Source organism: Leisingera sp. (genome assembly GCF_982940295.1).
On sequence record NZ_CEYXRG010000002.1, the window covers coordinates 1 to 5,009 of the forward strand.

General features: G+C 63.7%; 5 protein-coding genes. All 5 read left to right on the plus strand.

All coding sequences use genetic code 11. From position 1 onward, the window contains the following. Positions 1-38: 38 nt before the first annotated feature. The 5 genes from hpaD to AC4HIX_RS01915 are packed head-to-tail and all read left to right on the plus strand — an operon-like array spanning position 39 to position 4,905. On the plus strand, positions 39-1,019 hold the full coding sequence (gene hpaD, locus AC4HIX_RS01895; RefSeq protein ID WP_490397668.1) for a 3,4-dihydroxyphenylacetate 2,3-dioxygenase: 981 nt from the start codon (positions 39-41) through the stop codon (positions 1,017-1,019). A gap of 39 nt (positions 1,020-1,058) precedes the next feature. Next, positions 1,059-2,471, plus strand: coding sequence for a pyridoxal phosphate-dependent decarboxylase family protein (locus AC4HIX_RS01900; RefSeq protein ID WP_490397669.1), 1,413 nt, complete (start codon positions 1,059-1,061; stop codon positions 2,469-2,471). Continuing rightward, entirely contained in the window at positions 2,471-3,322 is an 852-nt protein-coding gene (locus tag AC4HIX_RS01905; protein WP_490397670.1) for a fumarylacetoacetate hydrolase family protein, read from the plus strand. The genes AC4HIX_RS01900 and AC4HIX_RS01905 overlap by 1 nt, the downstream gene beginning before the upstream one ends. Beyond that, positions 3,319-4,119, plus strand: a complete 801-nt coding sequence (hpaH, locus tag AC4HIX_RS01910; protein ID WP_490397671.1) for a 2-oxo-hept-4-ene-1,7-dioate hydratase — start codon at positions 3,319-3,321, stop codon at positions 4,117-4,119. The genes AC4HIX_RS01905 and hpaH overlap by 4 nt, the downstream gene beginning before the upstream one ends. A gap of 15 nt (positions 4,120-4,134) precedes the next feature. Next, on the plus strand, positions 4,135-4,905 hold the full coding sequence (locus tag AC4HIX_RS01915; RefSeq protein ID WP_490397672.1) for an aldolase/citrate lyase family protein: 771 nt from the start codon (positions 4,135-4,137) through the stop codon (positions 4,903-4,905). Positions 4,906-5,009 lie beyond the last annotated feature (104 nt).

Here is a 5,009-nt window from a genome sequence, read left to right on the forward strand (position 1 = left end):
GCGCTCCCGCACCCGGCCACAAGTGAAAGGTTCAAACCATGCCCGTCCCCGCCCCGAACCTCTACCCGCCCTTCAACATCGTGCGGCTCAGCCACGTGGAATACCACGTCACCGACCTCGCCGCCTCCCGCGCCTTCTATGTGGACACGCTGGGCCTGCAAGTGACGCAGGAAGACGGCAACCGTATCTATCTCCGCGCAATGGAGGAACGCGGCCACCACTGTATCGTTCTGGCCAAGGCAAGCACTGCCTCCGTTGGCATTCTCGGCTTTAAGCTTTATGACGAGCCCGACCTGGACAAGGCCGCAGACTTCTTCGCCTCCAAAGGCCTGCCAGTGGAGTGGATCGACCGCCCCCACATGGGCCGCACCTTGCGCACCCGTGATCCCTGGGGCATCCCGCTTGAGTTCTACGTCAAGATGGAGCGGCTGGAGCCGATCCATCAGAAATACAGGCTCTACAACGGGGTAAAACCCCTGCGCATCGACCATTTCAACATGTTCAGCGCGGATGTGGACGCCTCGGTCGCCTTCTACAACGAGATGGGCTTCCGCGTCACCGAATTCACTGAGGATGACGACAGTGGCAAGATCTGGGCCGCCTGGATGCACCGCAAGGGCGGCGTGCACGACGTGGCCTTTACGAATGGCCTCGGGCCCCGCCTGCACCACACCGCCTTCTGGGTGCCGAACCCGCTCAACATCATTGACCTTCTCGATCTGATGTCCACCACCGGCTACATCGACAATATCGAACGTGGCCCCGGCCGCCACGGCATCTCCAACGCGTTTTTCCTCTATGTGCGCGATCCGGACGGCCACCGGATCGAGATCTACTGCTCCGACTACCAGACCGTCGATCCGGACCTGGAGCCGATCAAATGGTCGCTAACCGATCCGCAGCGCCAGACCCTCTGGGGGGCGCCCGCGCCGCGCAGCTGGTTTGAGGAAGGCTCCGTCTTTGAAGGCGCCACTCCGAAACCCAGCGCCTTGAACGCTCAGCCGATTATTGCACCCTGACACTGTCCGTGCCGATGGCACGGACAAAAGGAATACGAGATGAAATGGAATGAATTCTCCGACTGGGGCCGCAGGGTCGCGGACTGGACGCAGGACTACCACCTGACCGTCGGCGACCGCCCGGTGCGCGCCATGACCGAACCGGGCCAAGTGCTGAACGCCCTGCCCCAAACCCCTCCCGAAGATGGCGAGGGGATGGAGGCAATCTTCCGCGACTTCGAAGACATCGTGATGCCCGGCATCACCCATTGGCAGCACCCCCGCTTCTTTGCCTATTTCACCTCCAACGCCGCCGCGCCCTCGGTGCTGGCGGAATTCCTCGCCTCCGCCATCGCGCCGCAATGCATGCTGTGGCAGACCTCGCCCGCAGCGACAGAGATGGAAACCCGCATGATGGACTGGCTGCGCCAGGCGCTGGACCTGCCGGACCAGTTCCAGGGCGTGATCCAGGACTCCGCCTCCTCAGCCACCCTCGCCGCGGTGCTGACCATGCGGGAGAAGGCGCTGAACTGGCAGGGCAACCAACAGGGCTTGTTCGGCCAGAAAGCCCTGCGCATCTATTGCTCCTCCGAGGTCCACACCTCCATCGACCGTGCAATCTGGGTTGCGGGCATCGGCCAGCAGAACCTGATCCGCGTCCCCGTGAAGGGCGATTGGCGCGGGATGGACCCAGAGGCTCTGGAGGCGGCAATCCAGGCCGACCTCGCCGCAGGCCACCAGCCTGCTGGCGTCATCCTCTGCGTTGGCGGCACCGGTGTCGGCGCCACCGACCCGGTGGACCGGGTGCTGGATGTAGCCGAAAAATACGGCCTCTATACCCATGTGGACGCCGCCTGGGCCGGCTCCGCGATGATCTGCCCGGAATACCGCCACTACTGGCCGGGGGTGGAGCGCGCCGACAGCATCGTCTTCAATCCGCACAAATGGCTGGGCGTGCAGTTCGACTGCTCCGCGCACTTCCTGAAGAACCCGGACGACCTCGTCCAGACCCTCGCCTTCAGCCCGGAATACCTCAAAACCCACGGCCACGACGGCATCATCAACTATTCCGAATGGTCGGTGCCGCTGGGCCGCCGCTTCCGCGCGCTCAAGATCTGGTTCCTGATCCGTACCTACGGGCTGGAGGGCCTGCGCCAGCGGCTGCGCAATCACATCAACTGGTCCAACCAGCTGCACGAAAAGCTCAAGTCAGAGCCTGATTTCCAGATTACGACCGCGCCCATGTGGTCGCTCTGGTCGTTCCGCTATGCACCCGAGGGCGCCACAAATCTGGACGACCTGAACCTTCGGCTGGTCAATGCGATCAACGATGATGGACGCATCTACCTGACCCAGACCCGCCTCGACGGCGAGCTGGTGATCCGTTTCCAGGCCGGCCAGTTTGAGACCACCGAGGCAGACGTGATGATGGCCTTCGACGTCATCACCGAAATCGCAAGGAGCCTGGCCTGATGCGTTTTGCCACCTACACTGCCGACGGCGAAAATTTCTATGGCGCAGTAACAGACGCCGGCATGATCGCCCTGTCGCCGCAGTTCCCGGACTGGCCCACCCTGCGCGACGTGATCGCGGCGGACGGCCTGCCCGCGCTTGCTGAAGCCGCCGATGGCAAGCCCGTCTCTCACACGGATTTCACGTTTGAGATCCCAATCCCCAACCCGGAAAAGATCATCTGCGTCGGCGTCAACTTCCCGGACCGCAACGCGGAGTACAAGGACGGCTCCGCCCAGCCCAAGCACATGTCCCTGTTCCCCCGCTTCCCGCGCTCCTTCACCGGGGCAGAACGCCCGCTGATCCGCCCGCCGGAAAACCACACCCTGGATTACGAGGGCGAGGTCGCCGTGGTGATCGGCAAGGCAGGCCGCCGGATCAAACCAAAAGACGCCTACGACCACATTTCGGCTCTAACACTGGCGAATGAGGGCACCATCCGTGACTGGGTCCGCCACGCCAAGTTCAACGTCACGCAAGGCAAGAACTGGGACAACTCCGGCGCCATCGGCCCCTGGCTGGTGCCCTTCACCGATGCCGCCCAGCTGGATGAGGCGCGCATCGTCACCCGTGTGAACGGAGAGATCCGCCAAGATGATACCCTCAGCCGGATGATGTTCCCGATCCGCGAGGAGATCGCCTACATCTCCACCTTCACCACCCTGCAGCCCGGCGACGTGATCATCACCGGAACGCCCACCGGCGCAGGCGCACGTTTCAACCCGCCGAAGTATCTGGTCCCCGGCGACGTGGTCGAGGTGGAGGTCGAAGGCATCGGCATCCTGCGCAACACGGTTGAGGATGAGACATGACCCCGGAGCAGCACCACGAAGCCGCCGAAACCCTGCTGAAAGCCGAGCAAACCGGCCAGCAATGCGGCCTGCTCTCCCTCGCTTATCCCGGCATGACGCTGGATGATGCCTATGCAGTACAACAGGCTCTAATAAGGCTAAAACTGGCCTCAGGGTGCAAAAAAATCGGATGGAAGATCGGCCTCACCAGCCGCGCCATGCAGCAGGCGCTGAACATCACAACGCCTGACAGCGGCGTGCTCTTGGACGACATGGCGTTCGAAAACGGCAGCACCGTCCCCGTCGGCCGCTTCATCCAGCCACGGGTGGAGGCGGAGATTGCCTTTATCATGAAATCCCCCCTCGCAGGCGCTGACTGCACCCGCGAAGACGTGCTGGCTGCCACTGCCTATGTTGCCCCCTCACTGGAAATCCTCGACACCCGCATCCTGCGTGCCGACCCGGCAACCGGCCAGGCCCGCATCATCACCGACACGATCAGCGATAACGCCGCCAATGCAGGCGTTGTGCTGGGTGCGGAACGCCACGCAGTGGACGCCCATGACCTGCGCTGGACCGGCGCCATCACCTCCCGCAACGGCATGGTGGAGGAAACTGGCCTCGGTGCCGGCGTTCTGAACAATCCTGTCACCTCGGTCCTTTGGCTGGCACGCCGGATGGCGGAATATGGACAACAGATCGAGGCCGGGGATATCGTGCTCTCAGGCTCTTTCATCCGCCCCATCGAATGCCCGCCGCGCACGGAGATCGCCGCTGATTTCGGCCCCTTCGGATCCGTATCCATCAACTTCGCCTGACAGGAGGCTCTGCCCATGCCCGCGCCCAAGAACAGCTTTAAACAGGCTCTATCACAGGGCAAACGCCAGATCGGCTGCTGGATGAGCTTTGCCGACGGCCAGATTGCCGAGATCATGGGCACCTGCGGCTTCGACTGGCTGGTGATCGACGGTGAGCATGCGCCCAACGACATCCGCTCGATCCGCGACCAGCTGATCGCGCTGGCGGCCTCGCCAAGCCATCCGGTGGTGCGGGTGCCGGTGGGCGAGACCTGGATGATCAAGCAAGTGCTGGATGCAGGCGCCCAGACGGTGCTGGTGCCGATTGTGGAAAGCGCCGAACAGGCCCGCGAGCTGGTCCGCGCCTGCCACTACCCGCCCAAGGGCGTGCGCGGCGTCGGCGCCACGGCGGCACGCGCCACCATGTTCGGCTCGGTCTCTGAGTACATCCAGACCGCCGATCAAGAGGTCTGCCTGCTGGTGCAGGTGGAAAACCGCGCCGGGATGGCCGCGCTGGACGAGATCCTGCAGGTCGAGGGCATCGACGGCGTTTTCATCGGCCCGGCAGACCTGTCCACCGACATGGGCCACCAGGGCAATTCCGCCCACCCCGATGTGCGCGCAGCAATTGCCGATGCCATCACCCGCATCAAGGCTGCAGGCATCGCCCCCGGCATCCTCGGCACGACGGAAGAAGCGACGCAGGCCTACGCAGACATGGGCGCGCAATTCCTGGCGGTCGGAATTGACGTCATGGTGCTGGCCAAGAATGCCCGCGATCTCGCCGCCAAGTGGAAGACAGACTAGACCCCAGGCGCTAATCGCAAAAGGAAACCCTCCCGCGCCCGGCCGCAGCCCTGGCTGACGCCAGAGCAGCGGCAGCGGCCTTGGGCCTGGCCCCCCCCCCCAAC